The following is an 18746-nucleotide window of genomic DNA, read 5'->3' as shown; positions in this document are numbered from 1 at the left end:
TCTCAACGTGGCGTCGGTGCAGGGTGCAGGCACATGCGGTCAATTTGCAATGTCGGGGTCTTCGACCACCGACCTACAAGAGATGTGGCTGTCCTGTAGGTCGGTACTCGCAGAGTCCGACATGCTTGCCTGAGTACGCAGCCTCAGGGCTGACATGAGCCCTGTGGCGAAGCGAAAAATCATGGAGAGTCCCTGCCGGTCATCACGCGTGCGAGCTGGGCCTGGGCAAATTGGGCCAGGCGTGCAATGGCCTCGTCGGCCGAGTGCAAAACATCTGCATGCATCTGAAAAACGTGCCAGCGATGGAGGGTGATTTCACAGCGGCTGCTGACCCCCGCGTGTTCCAGCGTGTGGTGCAGTTCAAGCGCCTGAGGGCAAAGCATGTCATCGGTGCCGACCTGGATCAAAGTGGGTGGCAAGCCATGCAAGGGCTGGTGCAACGGTGATGCCAGCGCTTTGTTGACGTCATCGCCGCACAAATAAGAGGCCGCGCAGGTCTGAGCCCAGGAGATGCTCAGCATGACTTCGCCTTTGGGAACAGGTGGTGAAGCGGTCGTTGTCAGATCGACCCAGGGGGCCAGCAGCAAGAGTGCCGCGGGGAGGGCATGCCCCTGATCACGCAAGGCCAAGGCGGTGGCCAGGGCCAGACCGCCGCCTGCTGAATCGCCCGCCAGCACCACGGGGCCTTGCGCTTGCAGTGCCAGGCAGGCCGCTATGGCGTCTTGCAGGGCGGCCGGAAAAGGGTGTTCTGGCGCCAGCCGGTAATCGAGCGACAACACGCGCAGACCGGTGGCTTGGGCCAAACGCGCTGTCAAGGCGCGGTGCGTGGCCGGGCTGCCCAGGCAATAGGCCCCACCATGCAAATACAGCAGCGTGGCGCGTGAGGTGGACCCGCTTGGGAGGGGATAGAGCCATTCGCCAGCACAGCCAGCCAGCTGGGTCGTCTCGGTGCGCACGCCTTGGGGCATGCGCGTGGCGCCAGCCAGTAGACGCAGCCATCGCCGTTGGAACCACAGGGGACAGTTTGCCGAAAAGACTGGTTTGAGTAAGAGCCGCAGCGCGGTGCGCAGCACGCTGGCCGCCAGGGCCTCACGCCAGCCTTGTGGGGTGAAGGTGTGGACCGTATCGTGGTGTGTCATTTGAAGCTCCGGCGTGTGCGCATGGCCTCAGTGTGCCGCATGTCCGGCTGACCCAGATCGGACTCTGAAAGTACCGTCCTGCGGGCGACAACGTTTGTCGGTGCCGAGGGGCATGCTCACGGTACGTGGCGGCTGGGGATGGTGAAAATCCCGTTGCTGATGCACTGTCTGACGGCTTCAAAGCCACTTTTGCATGAAGCTTGCCTGCCCGGCTGCCGGATCGAGGCGATAGGGTGCAAAGCCAAAGCGCTGGTAGCTCGACAGGGCGCGGGCATTGCCGGTCAGCACTTCCAGCGTCAGCTTGCAGCAGCCACGCGCACGGGCATGCTGTTCGGCGGCGGCCAGCAAGGCTTGGCCCACGCCAGTGCCACGATGGTCAGGCAGCACGGCGATGTCATGGATGTTCATCAGCGGCTGAGCCTTGAAGCTTGAGTAGCCCTCGAAGCAATTGATGAGGCCAACTGGCGCATCGCCCAGCCAGGCGATGAAGCTGGCCGCCAGAGGTTGGGCGGCCAGGTCGTCGCACAGGCGGTCCTTCACGTCCTGAGGCAGTCCTGCGCCGCCGCCCATCGGATCGCGCGCATAAGCGTCCAGCAGCATGACCAGCGCGGTGCGGTGGCTGGGCAGTGTGTAGTCGACAGGCCGTATTTGAAGTGGCATGGTCAAAGTCCCGTGTGGGTTCAATGGCTCAGACTGTGCATGTCGGCCAGCAGGGCATCGACCGAGGCTTCTGTCGTGTCCCAGGCGCACATGAAGCGACAACCACCCCCGGCAATGAACTGGTAAAACTTCCAGCCCTTGGCATGCAAGGCGTCGATCAGGGGCTTGGGCAATTGGGCGAACACGCCGTTGGCCTCGGGGGCGTGCAAAACCTGGACACCCTGGACTTGCAACATGCCCGCGTACAGGCGTTGTGCCATCACATTGGCATGGGCTGCGTTGCGCAGCCAGGTGTTGTTGTCGAGCAGGCCCACCCAGGGGGCTGAAATGAAACGCATCTTGGAGGCCAATTGCCCGGCTTGCTTGACGCGCCAGGCAAAGTCTTGCGACAGCGCGCGGTCAAAAAAGACCACCGCTTCACCCACGGGCAGACCATTTTTGGTGCCCCCAAAACACAGCACGTCCACCCCGGCTTTCCAGGTGATCTCGGCCGGGCTACACCCCAGGTGGGCAACGGCGTTGGCAAAACGTGCCCCGTCCATGTGCAGTTTGAGGTTGTGCTTTTGAGCCATCCAAGACAGGGCGCGGACTTCGTCCACGCTGTAGACCGTGCCCAGCTCGGTGGCCTGGGTGATGGACGCCACCTTGGGGCGTGGGTAGTGGATGTCGCTGCGTTTGGTGACCAGTGTTTCAATGGCCTCGGGCGTGAGTTTGCCACGTTGCGCTTGGGCCGACTGGCCTTCTGCCACCAGCAGTTTGGAGCCGTTGGAGAAAAACTCAGGTCCGCCGCATTCGTCGGTTTCCACATGCGCCACCGGGGTGCAAATGACCGAGTGGTAGCTTTGGCACATGGAGGCCAGAGCCAGTGAGTTGGCGGCCGTGCCATTGAAGACGTAATACACGTCGCAATCAATGTCGAACAGTTCGCGCAGCATGTTGCTGGAGCGCTCGGTCCAACGGTCATCGCCATACGCGGGCTCGTGCCCGCTGTTGTTGGCCTCCAGCAGAGCCTGCATGGCTTGCGGGCAGGTTCCAGCGTAGTTGTCGCTGGCAAATTGCTGTTGTGTGGTGTTCATGGGTTTCCTGGGTGTGCCATGTCCTGCTGTTTTGAACAGGACATGGGCATTGCAAAGCTCTGTGTGAGCATTGCCTTCAGAGCGTTAGGCTTGGGTCAGCAGGTGTGCGCCTGACACGACGGGGCCGCGATGGGACCATTGGTTGACATGCCCGGCCAGCTGGTGCGCGGTGATGGCACTCAGTGTCCAGCCCAGGTGACCGTGGCCGGTGTTGTAGAACACATTGGCTTTTTTGCCTGCGCCCACGCGCGGCAGCATGGCGGGCATCATGGGACGCAGACCGGCCCAGGGCACCACGCTGCGGGTGTTGATGCCGGGGAAACATTCGTTGACCCACTTGATCAGCGGCTGAATGCGGTCAGCGCGGATGTCCAGGTCAATGCCGTTGAACTCGGCCGTGCCGGCCACGCGGAAGCGGTCATCACCCAGGCGGCTGGTGACCAGCTTGGTTTCGTCGTCCAGAAGGCTCACCAGCGGGGCCGCTGCCTGGCTGGCTGCATCGGGCATGTTGACGGTGATCGAATAGCCTTTGACGGGATAGATGTTCAGGCGGTCACCCAATTGGGCCGCCAGGCGTCGGCCATGGACGCCCGCGCAAATCACGATGCCGTCAAAGGTCAGGGTGTCCTCTTGGCCCTCATGCTTGACCTGCACGCTGGCGATTTTGCCGTCAGATTGCACGTTCAGCACTTCGTGCTCGGTGAGGAACTTCACCCCCAAGCGCTCGCAAGCCTTGGCCAGGCCAAAGGTGAACTTGTGGATGTCCCCGGTCGAGTCGCTCTCAGTGAAGTAGCCGCCGTAGTACTGGCCCTGCAAGGTCGGCTCAATGGCCTTCATCTCTTGAGGCGTCACGGCGCGGCGCGGCAGGCCACCTTGTGCCAGCAGCTTGGACACTTCGCCAGCGTGGTCAAAGCCTTTTTTGTCGCGGTAGATGTGCAGGATGCCTTCGCGCTTGTGGTCGAAGTCGATGCCTTCGGCCTTGGCCCAAGCAAAGTGGTGTTCGCGCGATTCAATGGCCAGTTGGGCCGTGGCGATGGTGTTTTCTTTGTACTTGGGGATGGCCGCGACAAATTCGGCCATCCAGCTGAGCTTGTGCCAGGTGGGTTTGGGGCTCATCAGCAGTGGGGCGTCGTTCTTGAACATCCACTTGATCCCCTTGATGAGGGTCGAGGGATGGGTCCAGACTTCGGCATTGGATGCAGACAGTTGCCCGCCGTTGGCATAGGACGTTTCCATGCCGGGGTAGCGGTTTTTCTCGATCAGGGTGACCGCAAAACCTTTTTGGGCCAGGGCGTAGGCGCTGGTGATGCCGGTGATGCCGCCGCCGACGACCACCATGTGTTTGTTGAGCATGTGATTTTTCATGGAGCTTTTCTCTCTTCAAAACGTCTCAAACGGATGGACACACTGCACACCCAGTGTGTGCAGCATGACCCCCTCTGTTTGAAACCTGAGAGATTCACCTGGCCCTTTGAGGAAGGCACCAGGCTTGCTCCTGCGGTGGGCCGGAATGACGAATTCCGGTCGCTCTTCAGAGTGCGTTGTTCACCACGGTCCTTTTGCCTGAGAGTTTCCGGGGTGGTTGCTCCTTCGGCGTTGAAGGCTTTTGGCCTTCAAGCTCTCCTGCAGTGAACGCCGGAAGGTGTCCGGCTGGGGGTGGTGGTTGCAAAACTCGCTCCACCCCACGTAGGGGCCAGACGGCGTGTCTGGCTTTTACGATCTCCTGATGGTTTCTGTTGTCTGGGCCTGAGGTGATCAGGCGGTCAAATTTTGGTAGGCCGCTTCGTCGAGCAGGGCGTCGAGGTCGGCGAGACGGGTCAGGCGGGCCTTGAAAAACCACCCTTGGCCCAGTGGGTCCGAGTTGGCCAGTGACGGATCGGCACGCAGGGCTTCGTTGACTTCAATGATTTCGCCACCTGCGGGCATGTGCACATCGGCCGCAGCCTTGACCGACTCAACCACACCAGCGACATCTTTGGCAGCGAAGGTTTGGCCAATCGCAGGCAGATCCACAAAGACGATGTCACCCAGGGTGTCTTGGGCATGAACGGTGATGCCCATGACGGCAGTGTCGCCGTCGCGTTGCAGCCAAGTGTGTTCGTCTGAGAAAAGGAAGGACATGTGCAGATTCCGGGAGTACGTCTGATCCTCTGAGAAGAGGCAACGCCCCGAAGGGCGTTGTTTTTCAGATTATAGGCAGTCTTATTTGAAGCCCATCACATGCGGCAGCCAGTTCGACAGCGCAGGCACAAAGGTCAGCAGCACCAGCACCGCGCCGTGTGCCCACAGGAAGGGCTTGAGCTCGCGGGTGAGGTCAGACAGCGGCACCTTGGACACGTTCGATGTCACGAACAGCAGCCCGCCCACGGGCGGCGTGATCATGCCCAGCGTGAGGTTGTAAATCACCACCATCGCGAAGTGGATCGGATCGACACCCAGCTTGGCGGCCACAGGCGCCAGGATGGGCACCAGCACCATCACGCCAGGCAGCGGCTCGATGAAGATGCCAAAAATCAGCAAGAAGACGTTGATGACGATCAGGAAGCCCCAGACGCTCAGGTTCATGCCTGAGATCCAGCCTGCCACCGTTTGCGGCATGCCTTCGATGGTCAAGATCCAGGCGAACGAGGCAGACGTGCCAATGATCAGCAGCACAGAAGCCGTCAGCAAAGCCGAGCGCGAGAGGATGTCGGGCACCGCCTTCCATTCGAGAGTGCGGTAAACGTATTTTCCGCAGATGAGGGCGTAGAACACGGCGACCACAGACGCCTCGGTCGGGGTGAACCAGCCTGCACGCATGCCGCCCAGAATCAGCACGGGCAGCAAGATGGCGGGCAGGGCTTTCCAGGTGGTCGAGAGGATTTCAGCGCCCGTGGGCAATTGGCCATCGCCTTTGTAATTGCGCTGCTTGGAGACGTAGTAGTTCACCAGGCACATGGCCGCCGCGATCAGCACACCCGGGATCAAACCCGCGATGAACAAGGCCCCCACCGAGACATTGTCATCGGCCAGGGCGTAGATGATCATGATGATCGAGGGCGGGATGATGGGGCCCACGATGGCGGTGGACGCGGTGAGCGCTGCGGCATAAGGGCGGCCATAACCGGCCTTGTCCATCATGCGGATCAACATGGAGCCGGGGCCGGCGGCGTCGGCCAAGGCCGAGCCCGAGATGCCCGAAAAGAAGGTGAGCGACACCACGTTGGTGTAGCCCAAACCGCCGCGCTTGTGGCCCACAAACTGGCCCGCGAATTTGAGCAGCACCTCGGTCAACGAGCCGCCGCTCATCAGCTCGGCCGCCAAAATGAAGAAAGGCACGGCCATCAGCGGGAAGCTGTCGACACCGGTGAAGGTCTCTTTCAGCAGGGCCAGCATGGGGTAGGCGTCGGACAGCACCAGGGCCGTCACGGTGGACAGGCCCAGGGCAAACGCCACCGGTACACCGATGGCCAGGTAGACGCAGACGGAAATCAGGAGGATCAGACTGGCGCTCATAGGGATGCACTCGCGGTGGCGTCAAAGTGGGCGTCGCTCGCAAATTCGCGGCGGGCAATGTAGCTGCGAACGATCAGCAGCCAGTGGATCAGGGTCATGCCCATGCCCAGTGGCAAGGCCAGATAGATCCAGGCGATGGAAATTTGGGTGGCAGGGGTGATCTGGTACTGGGTGCGGTCCATGTATTGCAGGCCAAACCAGATGCAGAAGACGCAAAACCCGGTGACCAGCAAAGCAATCAACACGCGGAGGGCCTGTGCGACTCGGGGTGGCAAGCTGTCTTGCAGGTTGTCGATGGCGATGTGCCCGCCGTAGCGCAGTACTGGGCCGCAGCCGATGAAGGTGAGCCAGATCATCATGTGACGGGCCACTTCTTCTGCCCACTCGATGGACTGGTTGGTGGTGTAACGCAGCACCACGTTGGTGAAGATGATCACCGACATGGCAGCCAGGATCAGGATCAGCGCCCAGCGGTTCACGGCGAGGAAATAGTCTTCAAATTTTTTCATTGTTCTCTGGCCTTTCAAAGACCGTTGCCCATCAAAAAGGCCTGTGCAACCCCCGTTGTCACAGGCCCGTCCTGCCCCATCAGAAAATCAGCGGATTTCCTGGATCTTGCGGATGTTGTCAGCACCGAACTCTTTGGAGTAAGACACATAGGCGGGCACCAGGGCATCACGGAAGGCCTGACCGTCCACCTTGCGGACCACGCTCATGCCGTCTTTCTCCAGTTGGGCAATGCCGCTGTTCTCGTCATCGTTGACCTTCTTGCGCTGAGCCACTTTGGCTTTTTGTGCGGCTTCGTAGAAGACCTTTTTGTCCGCATCGCTGAGTTTGTTCATCAGGCGAGGCGAGGTGATCAGCAGACCGGGTGAATAGACGTGGCCCGTGAGGGACAGGTATTTTTGCACTTGCGAGAACTTGGACGCCAGGATCACGGGGATCGGGTTTTCCTGACCGTCCACAGTGCCTTGTTGCAGGGCGCCAAACACTTCAGGGAAGGCCATCGGTGTAGGTTGAATGCCGAAGGTTTTGTAGCCGTCCATGTGCACCTTGTTTTCCATGGTGCGCATCTTCAGACCGGCTGCGTCAGCAGGCTTGACGATGGGGTGCTTGCTGTTGGTCATGTGGCGGAAACCGTTCTCGGTCCAGGCCAGGGCGATCAGGCCTTTGGAGGGGAACTTGGTCAGGATGTCCTGGCCAATCGGGCCGTCCATCACCTTGCGGGCGTGGTCGTAGTCACGGAACAGGAAGGGGATGTCCACGATCTTGACTTCGGGCACGAAGTTGCCGACAGGGCCGGTGGAGGTGTTGACCAAATCCAGCGTGCCCAGTTGCACGGCTTCGATCATTTCGCGTTCACCGCCCAGGGCGCTGTTGGGGAACTGTTGGCACTTGTAGCGGCCTTGTGTGCCTTTTTCAATGTCGTCACAAAACACGGTGGAGCCCACGGCGTAGTGCGATGTGGCCGATGTGGCGTAGCCCAGCTTGAGCACGGTTTGTGCAGAAGCTGCGCCGACCAGTCCGACAGCCAGGCCCATGCCCAGCACCAGTTTGTTGAATTTCATGGAAAGTCTCCTGTTGAAAGTTGGATGATCTTGAGAGGGCTCAATTTGTCATACAACTTTGATTATCAGTGTCCCTCGTTCAGCGCCAATAAGGGTTTTCGCGGGTTTGTGATGCCAATGTGACGTCGAATCGCCAAAAAAAGAGGCCCCTCAGGGCCTCCTTCAGTGCAGGGCAGGTTCACATGCCCGTGTAGTTGGGCCCACCACCACCTTCTGGTGTGACCCAGACGATGTTTTGCGTCGGGTCCTTGATGTCGCAGGTTTTGCAGTGCACACAGTTTTGCGCGTTGATCTGCAGGCGGTCGCTGTTGTCTTCGTTCTTCACGAACTCGTACACGCCGGCTGGGCAATAGCGCGACTCGGGGCCTGCATATTTGGCGAGGTTGATGCTCACCGGCACCGATGCGTCTTTCAGCGTCAGGTGCTCAGGCTGGTTTTCTTCGTGATTGGTGTTGCTGATGAACACGCTCGAGAGGCGGTCAAAGGTCAGCTTGCCGTCCGGCTTGGGGTAGTCGATCTTCGGGCAATCGGCCGCAGGCTTGAGGTAGGTGTGGTCGGCCTTGTCGCGGCGCAGTGTCCAGGGAATGTGACCGCGCAGCACGAACTGCTCAAAACCGTTCATGAGGGTCGCCACCGTCAGGCCCTTCTTGAACCAGGTCTTGAAGTTGCGCGACTTGTTGAGCTCGGTATAGAGCCAGCTGGCTTCAAACGCCTCGGGGTAGGCGCTCAGCTCGTCATGCTGACGGCCCGCCACGATGGCGTCGTAGGCCGCTTCGGCGGCCTGCATGCCGGTCTTGATGGCGGCGTGGCTGCCTTTGATGCGGCTGACGTTCAGGTAACCGGCATCGCAACCGACCAGTGCGCCACCCGGGAACACGGTCTTGGGCAGGCTCATCAGGCCGCCTGCGGTGATGGCGCGTGCGCCGTAGCCTATGCGTTTGGCGTTGACTTCGCCCTTGTCGTTGGTGAAGTACCACTTGATGTTGTTGTGGGTCTTCCAGCGCTGGAATTCTTCAAAGGGGCTGAGCCAGGGGTTGGCGTAGTCCAGACCCACCACGTAACCGATGGCGATTTTGTTGTCTTCCATGTGGTACATGAACGCACCGCCGTAGGTGTCGTTGTTCATGGGCCAGCCAGCGGTGTGCATCACAAAACCGGGTGTGTGGCGTGAAGGGTCAATCTCCCACACTTCTTTGATACCGATGCCGTAGGTTTGCGGGTCGCGGCCTTCGTCAAGTTTGTACTTGGCGATCAGCTGCTTGCCCAGATGGCCGCGTGCGCCTTCGGCAAACACGGTGTACTTGGCGTGCAGTTCCATGCCGAGCTGGAAGTTGTCGGTGGGTTCGCCATCTTTGCCGATGCCCATATTGCCGGTGGCCACGCCTTTGACGCTGCCGTCTTCGTTGTAGAGCACTTCTGCTGCGGTGAAGCCGGGGAAAATTTCAACGCCCAGGTTTTCGGCCTGCTGACCCAACCACCGGGTGAAGTTAGAGAGGCTGATGATGTAGTTGCCGTGGTTCTGTGCGCATTCGGGCAGCAAGAAGTTGGGTGTCCGCAGGGCGCCTGTTTCAGACAGAAAGCTCCAGGCGTCATCGGTCACGGGTTGGTTGAGGGGGGCGCCGAGTTCTTTCCAGTTGGGCAAGAGTTCGGTCAAGGCCTTGGGGTCCATGATGGCGCCCGAGAGGATGTGGGCGCCGGGCTCGCCGCCTTTTTCAAGGACCACCACCGACACATCGGTGCCTTTTTTAGCCGCCAGCTGCTTCAGGCGGATGGCTGTGGACAGGCCGCCGGGGCCGCCGCCGACCACGACCACGTCGTATTCCATGGATTCGCGGGGACCGTAGGTGCTCAAAATTTCTTCGGGGCTCATGAACGTCTCTGTTTGAAGTTGGGGATTCGGGTTGTCGATCACCGGGGTGTCGAGCGTGTGACTCATTTTATGCGGCTCGGGCAGGCTTGCCCCGCACAATGGCGTCAGCAGTGGGTTTCCCCTGATACAGACATTTTTGAGGAGTTGTCATGGCTTATGAAATCGATTTGTCGGGCCGCGTGGCCCTGGTGACCGGCGCATCCAGTGGTTTGGGCGCGCAATTTGCCAAAACCCTGGCCGCAGCCGGTGCGGGCGTGGTGCTGGCCAGCCGCCGGGTGGACAAGCTCAAGGATTTGCGCGCCGAGATCGAGGCTGCAGGCGGCAACGCCCATGTGGTGGCGATGGATGTGACCGACAAGGCCAGCATTGCCGCAGCGGTGGCCCACGCTGAAACCGAGATGGGCAGCATTGACATTCTGGTCAACAACTCGGGCGTGAGCACCACCCAGCGCATCCAGGACGTGACCGAAGAGAATTACGACTTCATCATGAACACCAATGTGCGTGGCGCGTTTTTTGTGGCGCAAGAGGTGGGCAAACGCATGTTGGCGCGCGCCAAGGGGGCAGCGCCGGGCAGCTTCACCGGCGGACGCATCATCAACATCGCCTCGATGGCGGGGCTGAAAGTCTTGCCGCAGATCGGCGTGTATTGCATGAGCAAGGCTGCAGTGATCCAGATGACCAAGGCTTTTGCGGTGGAGTGGGGCAAGTTTGGCATCAACGTGAACGCCATTTGCCCCGGCTACATCGACACCGAGATCAACCACCACCACTGGCAGACCGAGCAGGGCCAAAAACTCATCAGCATGCTGCCGCGCAAGCGGGTGGGTCAGCCTCAGGATCTGGATGCTTTGCTGGTCATGTTGGCCAGTGACCAGAGCCATTTCATCAACGGTGCGGTGATTGCCGCCGACGATGGTTTTGCCATGTGAGGGCTTGAGCCATGAAATACGAGCTGCCCGATCATAAAAAACTGGTGCACGAGATGACCATCCCCATCCGCTGGGGCGACATGGACGCCATGGGCCACGTCAACAACACGGTCTATTTCCGGTATCTCGAAACAACCCGCATCGACTGGTTTGACAAAATTGGCTTTGAGCTCAATCCCAAGGGCGAGGGGCCGGTGATCGTGAACGCGTTTTGCAACTTCTACAAGCAGTTCGAATACCCCGGCGACATTCTGGCCCGGATGTATGTCAGTGACCCGGCGCGCACCACCTTTGAGAGCTGGTGCACGCTGGAGCGAACCGATCAGCCGGGTGTGGTGTTTGCGGCCGGTGGCGCCACCACCATCTGGGTGGACTTTCCCAATCAGAAGGCGGTGCCCTTGCCCGACTGGGTCAAGGCTTTGGTCACCCCCTGAGGGCGGGGGTGGACCTGGTGGCGAGTTTCAGGCCGCTGTGCCCACCGCACGCCACTGCTCGGCATGGGCCTTGAGCCAGTCTTGCGACAAATGGGGCTGGCCCACCTGCATGGGGTGAAAGTCTTTGCGGGTGTAGGCCCACAAGGGTTTGGCCACGCGCCAGACCATGCCATGACGGCCCAAAAAGAATTTGCCAGCTGACCACCAGGTGGATGGTTTGAACAATGTCTTGTCGTGCCAGAGGTTGTTCACCGTCTGACGCAGCACATCGGTCGTGAACTGTACCGTGACGTACCAAAACCAGCGCATGCGCCAGGCATGGTTGCCGCCCAAGCGCTGGTAAATGTCAAACGCCACGCACTTGTGTTCCGACTCTTCGGCGGCGTGCCAGCGCCACAGGGTTTTGAGGGGCTCATCGGCCTGGGCAAAACAATCACCCGGCTGGTCCAAGTTCGCCAGCGTCAGTTCGCCAAAAATGGCGGTGTAATGCTCGAATGCCGCCGTGATGGCCAACTCGTGCAAATAACCCCTGTCACTTTGATTGAATAGTTTCTCGCGCCCACGCTCTTGACGTTTCAATGCGCGTGGCCCCCAATGGTTGACTAGGCCTTGCTTTTCCAGGTGGGCGTTGTACAGGCCATGCAGGTGCCGATGGGTGGCCTCCTGGCCGATGAAGCCTTTGGCAATGTGCTTCAGGTCAGCGTTTTGCGCGGTGTCGGGCAGGTGTTTGGCGCCTTCCTTGACCGAATCGATGAAAAACTGCTCACCGACCGGAAAACTCATGGACAGCGCGTTGGCATAAGCCGTCAAAAATGCGTCGCCGCCATTCCAGTGGCGAGAAAAACCCTGGCTCAAATCAACGCTCAGGCGGCGAACCGTCAGTTCGGTCGGGGCATGCAGGGTGGCAGACGTGGTCATCAGTTGCTCAAATAAGTCAGAATATGAGCATTATTCAGATTAATGAGCATGCGATCAACTCGCTATCTGCTCATGTTTCAAGGCGTGAATTCATGGCATCCAAAAAATCAAGCACAGCCCCAGAAGCCAAGCAACATCAGCGTCGCCAGCCCACCCAGGCTCGCTCGCAGCAGACCATAGAAACCTTGTTCCAGGCGGCTGCTCAGATTTTGGACAGGGAGGGCGAGGCCGGGTTGACTACCAACAAGGTGGCGGCGGCGGCAGGTTTTTCGATTGGCACGCTGTACCAGTACTTTCCGAGCAAAGAGGTTTTGGTGCGGGCCATGGCGACCCGGGGCACGGACCTGGTGTTGCATTCACTGGAGCTGTACCTGTCTGAACTAGAAACCAGTGCAGAGGTTCAGTCGCAGGACGCCCGTGCCGTGTTGGGCAAGGCCATCCGAATCATCTTGCGGGGTTTTGCTTCTGGTGGAGGACTGAGCCAGAGCATGATCCGCTTGTGCTGGAAGTTGGAGCAACCCGATGAAACGGCCAGTGCCGTGCGCCAAGTGTCAGATCGTTTGGCCATTTTTTTTGAGCGCATCCATCACCCGACTTTGAAAGTGCCGAACGCTGCGCAGATGTTTGTGCTGACGCGTTCCATCATTGGTACCTTGCGCAGCGCCAGCCTGGAGAAGTCTCCCTTGCTGGGCAGCCCAGCCCTTGAAGACGTGCTGGTGGATTTGGCTTGGGCCATGTTGACGCCCAAAACATGAGGGATCTGCCCCAAGAGGCTACTGACTGGCTCATTGCGAGACATCGATGCAACTGTATTGATTAAATTTGTTGATTTATGTAATAATGTCAATGTTAAATAAAATAAATCAATAATTTAACAATTTCGTTGATTGATCGATTGGGGGTAATCACATGAATGGTTTTGCCAAGGCTTGGGCAGTCTGCGGACTTGGTTTTGCAATGGTGCTTGCTTCTGCGCCTGTGAGCGCGGAAGACCTGCATTTTTCTGAGGCGCTGCGACTGGCTGCACTGAAGCATCCCTCTGTCCAAGTGAAGCTGTCCGAATTGCAAGCCGCCAACAAGGATGTGGATGCGTCCATGTGGGGGAGGTTTCCCTCGGTCACTGTTCAAGGCACATCGTCGAATTCGCAGCCCCAAACAGCACTCGTCATCCAACAACCTTTATGGGAAGGTGGGCGAGTGACGGGGCAGATTCTTTTGACGCAAGCCGCAGTTCGCCAGGCAGAGGCCGCTTTGCTGGAAACCAGGCAGTCGGTGATGCAACAAACCAGCGTCACGTTTTTTGAAATTTTGCGATTGCATGAGCGCTTGATTCTGACCAAAAAAAGCGAGTCCGAGCATCAAAAACTGGTCGCGCTGATTGATCGGCGTGTCAAGGCAGAAATCAGCCCCGTGGCAGATTTCATTTTGGCCAAAGCGCGCAAACAACAAGCCACCAGCGATCGCATACAAGTGGAGCGCTCACTGCAGGCGGCCTTGTTGACGCTGGATCAATGGGTGGGGCCGCAAGCCGGTGCGCCCAAATTGCCAACGGCACTGCCCTGGCAGCCCAAGCCTGATGCGCAATGGGTGGAGGGCGCCAAAGCGTTCTCGGGTGAGTTGCACCGCCTTCGTGCCCAGGTTGATGTGGCGCAGGCGCAAATTCAGGTGGCCAAGGCGGCAGGCTGGCCTGCCCTCTATCTGGTCAATCGTCAGTCCTTGGGGGGGGCCGGTTATGCCCTATCGGGGGATCGCAACCAAACTTATCTCAGTCTGAATTTTTCGCCGGGTGCCGGTCTGTCTGCCGCAGCAACAGTAGAGGCTGCCAAGGCTCGTTTGGACGTGGCCGATCAAGGCATAGCTCTGTATGAGCGGCAACTTGAACAGCAGGTGCGAAATGCCTTGTCAGACGTTCAATCACTGGAGCTTCAACTGGGGACCTCCCAAGAGCTGATCAAGGCCACCGAAGAGGTGGTCGATTCGTACCTGCGGCAATACCAAATCGGGCGAAAAAACTGGTTGGACGTTTTGAACGCCTTGCGTGAAAGCATTCAGGCGGCGAACACGGCAGGCGAAATCGAATATGGGCTTTACGCGGTGAAATTGCGTTTGTTGCTCAGCAGCGGACAGCTCAACATCGACAATTTGCAATCAATTTATGACTGACTTTCAAACGCCAGAGGCGCCAATGCTGGATCAGCCCTTGGCCCATTTACTGTCCCGATTGGCGGGACTGCAGGGGCAGGCCGTGCCAGTGCATCGATTTGGCATGATGGCTTCCACCGATACGGGTTTGTCGGTTGACGCATTGAGCCGAACAGAACGCATGAAAACCTGGTGGCGTGCACGATTTCCGAATGCAGAGATCGCCGTGCAGAGTCTGGATGATTTGAAGCCAGAGATTTTTCCGCTCTTGTGGTTGTCTCGGGATGAAACACAGGTTTTGTTGGTGCGAGGCCGCTCGGGCCGAGGTGCCCTGATCACGCAAAATGAAAAAGGTGAAACCTTGGCCATCGAAGCGGCTGCTGCTGGCCAGGGCACGCTTTTTCGATTGACCACCGCACCCGCTCAGCCGGGTGATACGGGCCATCATTCGATGTCTGCCACCGATTGGTTTGCATTCACGCTCAGGCGCTACCGGTTTGTGTTTTTTGAAGGCGTTGCTGCCACCTTTGTATTGAGCACGCTGGGGCTGGTTTCGGCCATGTATTCGATGCAGGTTTATGACCGCGTTATCCCCTCCAAGGGTTACGCCACTTTGTGGGTCTTGACCATTGGCGTGGTGATTTCGATCATTTTGGAGCTCGTCATCAAGCAAGTCAGGGCCTACATGGTGGACCGGGCTTGCAAGCTGATTGATCAGGAGCTGTCGGCGGTCTTTTTTGGCAAAGCGCTGGACATCCGTCTGGATGCCCGCCCGGGGACGGTCGGTACATTTGCGTCCCAGATTCGGCAGTTTGAATCGGTTCGTAACTTTTTGACTTCGTCCAGCCTTTTCATCATGGCCGATTTGCCTTTCGGCATCCTTTTCATTGGCGTGATCGGCTTGTTGGCTGGGCCTGTGGCCTGGGTGCCCATTGTCATGGTGCCCGTGTCAATTTTGGCGGGTTTGGCGTTCCGCCGGTCGATGGAAAAACTGACCACAGAGCACATGGAAGAGTCCAACCTGAAAAACGGTTTGCTCATCGAAGCGATCGACGGCATTGAGTCGGTCAAAGCCGCCAATGCGGAATGGAAAATGTTGACCCGTTGGCGGGCCATGACCGCCCACTTGGCCTCCAATGAACTCAAGATGCGCATGATGTCTTCGTTGTCGAGCAACGTGACCCAATCACTTCAGCAGATCAGCTATGTTGGGATGGTGGCGGTCGGTGCATATGCCATCAATGCTGGCTATCTGACCATGGGCAGTTTGATCGCTTGCTCCATCATTTCAGGACGCGCTTTGACACCAGTGGCGCAGTTGTCGAGTCTGATTGTTCAGTGGGAACATGCCCGTGTGGCCCTCAAATCGCTCAATGCCATCATGGCCATGCCCAGTGACCGTGATCCTCAAGCGCGCTTGGTGGTGCCCGAACAGTGCACCGGCGAGTTGCGCATGGACAAAGTGGGTTTTGCTTATGCCAAGGGCGCACCGTCGATTGAAATTTCATCCTTGCAAATTCGTCCCGGCGAAAGAATTGCTGTGCTGGGTGCGGTCGGGTCGGGTAAATCCACCTTCATCAAGTTGCTGGGGGGCCTGTACAAACCCATGACGGGGCATCTCTTTTTGGATGGCGTGGATGCCATGCACCTGGCCCCCGAGTATGTTCGTGAAAGCATTGCTTATTTGCCTCAAGACATCCGCTTGTTCAAAGGCACTTTGCGTGAGAACCTGAGCTTGGGTTTGCCCATGCCCAGCGACACGCAAATCTTGCGTGCTGCGGCAATGACAGGGCTGGACAGCGCCATTCAAAACCACCCCAAAGGGCTGGAGCTGGAAATCGCTGAGGGCGGCCGAGGCCTGTCTGGTGGGCAAAGGCAGTTGGTGGGATTGACCCGCATGTTGCTCGCTTGCCCCAAAGTCTTGCTGCTCGATGAGCCCACAGCGTCCATGGACGGGCAGTTGGAAATCAAGGTCATGCGCCACCTGTTTCAGGAAATGCCCAAAGATGCCGTGATCGTGGTGGTCACCCACAAGCCTGCCTTGCTGCCGCATGTGGACCGCGTCCTGGTCATGGACCGTGGCCGAATTGTGCTGGACGGTCCTCGCGACGAGGTGCTTGCTCGTCTGAGTCAGAACACGCCAACGCCCACCCGCTCGGCGCCAAGCGCTGTAGCCATTGCGCCCGGAGGGGCCAAAGCATGAAAATTTTCTGGTTTCTTCAGTCCCATGACGCGGGGTCATCCTCGGATGAACTGTCCAGCAGCCTACGGCGTTCACGCTGGCTGTTTTGGACCGTCACCTTGACGGTGGCTGTGTTTTTGACTTGGGCCTACTTTGCCGAGGTGGATCAAATCACCCGTGCGCCCGGATCGGTGATCTCCAGTGCACGTTCGCAGGTCATCCAGTCACTCGATGGCGGCGTGATCGAAGACCTGTTGGTCAAAGAGGGCGATGTTGTTCAGCGTGACCAGGTGTTGGTCAAACTTGAAAAAACCCGCCAGGAATCGGGCTTTCTGGAAACGCGTGCCAAAGCGGCCGCCTTGACCGTGACCGTGGCGCGCTTGCAGGCCGAAGTGTTGGGCCGAGAACCCAAGTTTCCGCGCGAAACTTTGAAATATCCCGAATTTGTGCAATCCCAGATGGTGTTGTTCAAAAAACGCAGATCCGCCATCCGTGAAGAAGTCCAAGCCCTGGAGTCCATGGTGCGGCTGACGCAAAAAGAGCTGAACATGACCCGACCCTTGCTCAAAACAGGGGACGTGAGCATGACCGATGTGCTGCGGCTGGAGCGGCAGTTGGCCGACATTCAGGCGCAAATTACCAATCGGCGCAACAAATACTTTCAGGACGCGCAGGCTGAATTGAGCAAGGCTCAGGAAGACCTGGCCGGTATTGAGCAGGTCATGGCCCAAAGACGTGATCAACTGGATCAAACCGTACTCAGGGCGCCTTTGCATGGGGTGGTCAAAAACGTGCGGGTCACTACCCGTGGCGGCGTTCTTCGTCCTGGCGAGGAAGTCATGCAAATTGTTCCTCTGGAGGAAGACCTGGTCATCGAAGCCAAGGTCAGTCCGACCGACATCGCCTTCATCAAGCCCGGCCTCACAGCCACCATCAAAATTGATGCGTACGACTACGCCATTTATGGCACCTTATCGGGCAAGCTGGTCTACATCAGTGCCGACACGCTCAATGAGAACCTGAATCTGCAGCAAGGTGAGCAGCCTTACTACCGTGTTCGTGTGCAAACCGATGGGCGGCGCTTCAGCGGGCATGGAGACAAAGACTTGGGCATTCAACCAGGCATGACCGCGACGGTTGAACTCAAAACGGGCACCAATACCGTGCTCCGTTATCTGGTCAAACCGATCTTCAAAACGCTGACCCAATCCTTGCGCGAACGCTGAGATTGGGCGGCTCTCCCCAGGCCTGTTGAGGGTGGATCAGCTTTTGGCCTTGGGCAAGCGGCCCATCACATAAAACTCGGGGTTGGGCAGCATGCCGCTGAAGCTGGCCATGCGGTTGGACAGGCCAAAGAAAGCGGTGATGGCCGCGATGTCCCAGATGTCCTCGTCATTGAAGCCATGCGCGTGCAAGGCGGCAAAGTCGGCGTCTTCCACCTCGTCGGAGTGCTGGCAGACCTTCATCGCAAAGTCCAGCATGGCGCGTTGGCGCGGGCTGATGTCGGCCTTGCGGTAGTTGATGGCCACCTGATCGGCCACCAGCGGCTTCTTTTCATAGATGCGCAAAATCGCGCCATGCGCCACCACGCAATACAAGCAATTGTTGGCCGCGCTGGTGGTGGTCACGATCATTTCGCGCTCGCCCTTGGTCAGGCCACTCTCGCGCCCCACCGACTCGGGCACCATCAAAGCGTCGTGGTAGGCAAAAAAGGCCCGCCATTCGGCCGGGCGGCGGGCAAAAGCCAAAAACACATTCGGCACAAACCCGGCTTTTTCCTGCACCTCCAGCACCTTGGCTTTGATGTCATCGGGCAAGTCATTGATGTCGGGGGCAGGGTAGCGAGTGCTCATGGGGTCTCCAGCAGGTTGATAATTTTGATTATGCTCATAGACATTTTAGGAGCCTTCCATGTCCCAAACACCCACTCAACAAGCCCGTGATGCACGCCCCGATGACGTCGCTTTTCAGGCCGGCTTGACCTCCCGCACCCAGGTCATGGGGCCGGAATACGTGGACCGCGCCCTGGGCGCTGCCACCGACTTCACGATGCCCATGCAAGAGTTCATCACCCGCAACGCCTGGGGCAATGTGTGGCAACGCCCCGGCCTGGACCTGAAAACCCGCAGCCTCATCACCGTGGCCATGCTTACCGCGCAGGGCAAGCAGCACGAACTCAAGGCCCATGTGCGTGGTGCCCTGAACAACGGCGCCACGCCCGAGGAAATTCGTGAATTGATGCTGCACGCCACGGTCTATTGCGGCTTCCCCACCGCCATTGATGCGTTCCGCAGCGCCACAGAAGTGATCGAACCCAAGGCCTAAGTGCG

Annotated in this window: 18 protein-coding genes and 1 riboswitch; of the genes, 7 read left to right on the top strand and 11 right to left on the bottom strand. The window is 58.7% G+C overall.

Translation table 11 applies throughout. The features are described from left to right. Window positions 1-179: 179 nt before the first annotated feature. The 9 genes from B9Z51_RS00345 to B9Z51_RS00305 all read right to left on the bottom strand — a co-directional run bounded on the left by B9Z51_RS00345 (window position 180) and on the right by B9Z51_RS00305 (window position 9808). Window positions 180-1139: an alpha/beta hydrolase fold domain-containing protein gene (locus B9Z51_RS00345; RefSeq protein WP_108370858.1), complete on the bottom strand. Its 960-nt coding sequence runs from the start codon at window positions 1137-1139 to the stop codon at window positions 180-182. Window positions 1140-1316: 177 nt separating this feature from the next. Then, window positions 1317-1799 (bottom strand): GNAT family N-acetyltransferase, encoded by a 483-nt coding sequence (locus B9Z51_RS00340; protein ID WP_108370857.1) that lies wholly within the window; start codon window positions 1797-1799, stop codon window positions 1317-1319. Between the two features lie 20 nt (window positions 1800-1819). Further along, window positions 1820-2875, bottom strand: coding sequence for a low specificity L-threonine aldolase (locus B9Z51_RS00335; RefSeq protein WP_108370855.1), 1056 nt, complete (start codon window positions 2873-2875; stop codon window positions 1820-1822). An 84-nt stretch (window positions 2876-2959) separates the two neighbouring features. Further along, on the bottom strand, window positions 2960-4228 hold the full coding sequence (locus B9Z51_RS00330; protein WP_199227460.1) for a D-amino acid dehydrogenase: 1269 nt from the start codon (window positions 4226-4228) through the stop codon (window positions 2960-2962). Between the two features lie 188 nt (window positions 4229-4416). Then, window positions 4417-4511, bottom strand: a riboswitch (glycine riboswitch). A gap of 119 nt (window positions 4512-4630) precedes the next feature. After that, window positions 4631-4996 (bottom strand): glycine cleavage system protein GcvH, encoded by a 366-nt coding sequence (gcvH, locus tag B9Z51_RS00325; protein WP_108370853.1) that lies wholly within the window; start codon window positions 4994-4996, stop codon window positions 4631-4633. Between the two features lie 81 nt (window positions 4997-5077). Then, the gene (locus tag B9Z51_RS00320) at window positions 5078-6370 is read right to left on the bottom strand and encodes a TRAP transporter large permease (protein ID WP_108370851.1); all 1293 of its coding nucleotides are present in this window, start codon (window positions 6368-6370) and stop codon (window positions 5078-5080) included. Beyond that, window positions 6367-6879, bottom strand: coding sequence for a TRAP transporter small permease (locus tag B9Z51_RS00315; RefSeq protein ID WP_108370849.1), 513 nt, complete (start codon window positions 6877-6879; stop codon window positions 6367-6369). Before B9Z51_RS00315 ends, B9Z51_RS00320 begins: the two co-directional genes overlap by 4 nt. 87 nt (window positions 6880-6966) lie before the next feature. Then, complete coding sequence (locus B9Z51_RS00310; RefSeq protein ID WP_108370847.1) at window positions 6967-7938, bottom strand: TRAP transporter substrate-binding protein; 972 nt, start codon at window positions 7936-7938, stop codon at window positions 6967-6969. Between the two features lie 178 nt (window positions 7939-8116). Continuing rightward, entirely contained in the window at window positions 8117-9808 is a 1692-nt protein-coding gene (locus tag B9Z51_RS00305) for an electron transfer flavoprotein-ubiquinone oxidoreductase (RefSeq protein ID WP_108372560.1), read from the bottom strand. Window positions 9809-9957: 149 nt separating this feature from the next. On the opposite strand from B9Z51_RS00305, the gene B9Z51_RS00300 reads away from it, so the two are divergent. Together B9Z51_RS00300 and B9Z51_RS00295 are read left to right on the top strand one after the other, a co-directional pair. After that, window positions 9958-10740: an SDR family oxidoreductase gene (locus B9Z51_RS00300; protein ID WP_108370845.1), complete on the top strand. Its 783-nt coding sequence runs from the start codon at window positions 9958-9960 to the stop codon at window positions 10738-10740. An 11-nt stretch (window positions 10741-10751) separates the two neighbouring features. Next, on the top strand, window positions 10752-11174 hold the full coding sequence (locus B9Z51_RS00295) for a thioesterase family protein (RefSeq protein WP_108370844.1): 423 nt from the start codon (window positions 10752-10754) through the stop codon (window positions 11172-11174). Window positions 11175-11201: 27 nt separating this feature from the next. Here B9Z51_RS00295 and B9Z51_RS00290 read toward each other — a convergent pair whose 3' ends face one another. Next, on the bottom strand, window positions 11202-12092 hold the full coding sequence (locus B9Z51_RS00290; protein ID WP_108370842.1) for a metal-dependent hydrolase: 891 nt from the start codon (window positions 12090-12092) through the stop codon (window positions 11202-11204). Between the two features lie 92 nt (window positions 12093-12184). Here B9Z51_RS00290 and B9Z51_RS00285 point away from each other — a divergent pair, with 92 nt between their 5' ends. The 4 genes from B9Z51_RS00285 to B9Z51_RS00270 all read left to right on the top strand — a co-directional run bounded on the left by B9Z51_RS00285 (window position 12185) and on the right by B9Z51_RS00270 (window position 17642). Then, window positions 12185-12847, top strand: coding sequence for a TetR/AcrR family transcriptional regulator (locus tag B9Z51_RS00285; RefSeq protein WP_233254765.1), 663 nt, complete (start codon window positions 12185-12187; stop codon window positions 12845-12847). Window positions 12848-13001: 154 nt separating this feature from the next. After that, complete coding sequence (locus B9Z51_RS00280) at window positions 13002-14255, top strand: TolC family protein (RefSeq protein ID WP_108370838.1); 1254 nt, start codon at window positions 13002-13004, stop codon at window positions 14253-14255. Then, window positions 14248-16437: a type I secretion system permease/ATPase gene (locus B9Z51_RS00275; RefSeq protein ID WP_199227415.1), complete on the top strand. Its 2190-nt coding sequence runs from the start codon at window positions 14248-14250 to the stop codon at window positions 16435-16437. The genes B9Z51_RS00280 and B9Z51_RS00275 overlap by 8 nt, the downstream gene beginning before the upstream one ends. Next, a complete protein-coding gene (locus B9Z51_RS00270) occupies window positions 16434-17642 on the top strand; it encodes an HlyD family type I secretion periplasmic adaptor subunit (RefSeq protein ID WP_108370834.1) in 1209 nt (402 codons plus the stop codon). Before B9Z51_RS00275 ends, B9Z51_RS00270 begins: the two co-directional genes overlap by 4 nt. A gap of 36 nt (window positions 17643-17678) precedes the next feature. Here B9Z51_RS00270 and B9Z51_RS00265 read toward each other — a convergent pair whose 3' ends face one another. Then, window positions 17679-18269, bottom strand: coding sequence for a peroxidase-related enzyme (locus tag B9Z51_RS00265; protein ID WP_108370832.1), 591 nt, complete (start codon window positions 18267-18269; stop codon window positions 17679-17681). 58 nt (window positions 18270-18327) lie between these two features. Here B9Z51_RS00265 and B9Z51_RS00260 point away from each other — a divergent pair, with 58 nt between their 5' ends. After that, a complete protein-coding gene (locus tag B9Z51_RS00260) occupies window positions 18328-18741 on the top strand; it encodes a carboxymuconolactone decarboxylase family protein (RefSeq protein WP_108370830.1) in 414 nt (137 codons plus the stop codon). Window positions 18742-18746 lie beyond the last annotated feature (5 nt).

This window comes from Limnohabitans sp. T6-5 (genome assembly GCF_003063315.1).
Classification (GTDB): domain Bacteria; phylum Pseudomonadota; class Gammaproteobacteria; order Burkholderiales; family Burkholderiaceae_C; genus Limnohabitans_A.
Note: the sequence above shows the minus strand (reverse complement) of the source record. Positions and strands in the feature narration are given on the sequence as shown.